This is a genomic window from Candidatus Hakubella thermalkaliphila (genome assembly GCF_013281975.1).
Taxonomy (GTDB): domain Bacteria; phylum Actinomycetota; class Humimicrobiia; order Hakubellales; family Hakubellaceae; genus Hakubella; species Hakubella thermalkaliphila.
Genome location: NZ_BLRZ01000262.1, coordinates 1 through 1,255, shown reverse-complemented (window position 1 = coordinate 1,255; position 1,255 = coordinate 1). Strand labels below are relative to the sequence as shown.

The window sequence follows — 1,255 nt, the reverse complement described above, 5'->3', positions numbered from 1 at the left end:
CAATGATGTCCAGAGTCAGAAGAATCTGGTGAGGTAATAGATCAGTTCTTGAGTTGGAAAGGTCGCCACCAGCATTAGCAAGCGGTAGTTGGTAGGCGAGCTGTTTCAAAAGAAAATCGAGTGGAGAATCAACATCTCCTGCGGAAAGACGTTCGAAAAGATCTGGCGCACGCTGGAGCCTATCTAGGGGAACAGTCTCCAATCGCCGTCCGCCCACGCGGTCGAATACGACGTCTGCCTGATAGACTCCTCCTGACTCACGCACACGGAGAACCTCGCCTGCCCCGAGGTCCTCGAGTCCGAAGATCCGCACCCTTTCATTCACCTTGATTTCATTCTTTTTCTTTTCATCCATTGGTCAAGTTGAAATTCGTTCCGTAAAATGGATTTCCCCGGGCATCAGTCTGCCTCAAGGGCGATCCAAAAATATTGTCAATTGGAAGCCTCGTATTTCTATACTCGACCCAGAGGGTTTCGCCCTTCACAAGCTTCCCTTGAAAGACAATCTGAACTTCAACAAGCCTTTTCTCGAGGTTCTGTGCCGCTTGTCTGAGGAGCCTGTGTATCCTGAGCGCCATCTCCTTTTGTTGTGGGCGAGCTGCGAAAAGTACTTCTTCCAGTCCATGTACTTGCACTTGGTAAAATTTGGGGAAAGGGAATGGCTCTTGAGCAATCTCCCGTAAGAAGTCCAGAAAGCCAATGTTGTTCTCATAGGGAGGGATACCATCCTCCTTCCCCGCACTCATATATCCAACTTCTACCAATCGATATCCAGGCATTTAATCACCTCGTGCTGAAAAGAGGTCCTACATCCATCAAGTCCAGAATCTTTTTGAGAGTAGTAGAAAAACCCTTGTTTCTTGCCATCAGGTATTCGCAGGCCGCACGTAGTCTTGGTGTTTCTCCTCTGAAACGCTCAAGCCAGGGCACGACATTCTCTCCGCCCTCAATAAGAGCCATAAGAAAGTGGACATAGTCGATGAAATATGTCTTTCCCTCCATCTTTGGCGGTTCTATTTCTCCAAAGAGGGTTTCCTGAGATGTTGTTGTCTCTTTAAACTTTTCAAGAAGGGAAACAAAACGTTCAAGAGGCTGCTTCACCTCATAACTTCTTCCCCGGCCAGCTCGGCCCCTTATCATAATCCCAGCCTTGATCAAAGAATCAGGTTCAAGAATGCCCCGCGTGGCCTTGTGCACATCGTCAGTCTTGTCCTCCTTTCGGTCTCAAATACCAGTGAGATACACATAGGATTCC

Annotated in this window: 3 protein-coding genes; all 3 read right to left on the bottom strand. The window is 48.1% G+C overall.

Annotation, left to right across the window (positions count from 1 at the left end):
* On the bottom strand, positions 1-355 hold a 355-nt coding region (locus HW443_RS11395), incomplete at its 3' end, for a hypothetical protein (RefSeq protein WP_176238245.1).
* Positions 348-779, bottom strand: a complete 432-nt coding sequence (locus HW443_RS11390) for a hypothetical protein (protein WP_176235273.1) — start codon at positions 777-779, stop codon at positions 348-350. The genes HW443_RS11390 and HW443_RS11395, both read right to left, overlap by 8 nt.
* A 4-nt stretch (positions 780-783) precedes the next feature.
* Positions 784-1,197 carry a hypothetical protein gene (locus HW443_RS11385; RefSeq protein WP_176238244.1) on the bottom strand — a complete coding sequence of 138 codons (414 nt, stop codon included), beginning with the start codon at positions 1,195-1,197 and terminating at the stop codon, positions 784-786.
* Between the last annotated feature and the right edge of the window lie 58 nt (positions 1,198-1,255).

Bases quoted from the DNA above. Each gene is read 5' to 3' on its own strand.
- HW443_RS11390 (WP_176235273.1), bottom strand. From the start codon at position 779: ATGCCTGGATATCGATTGGTAGAAGTTGGATATATGAGTGCGGGGAAG.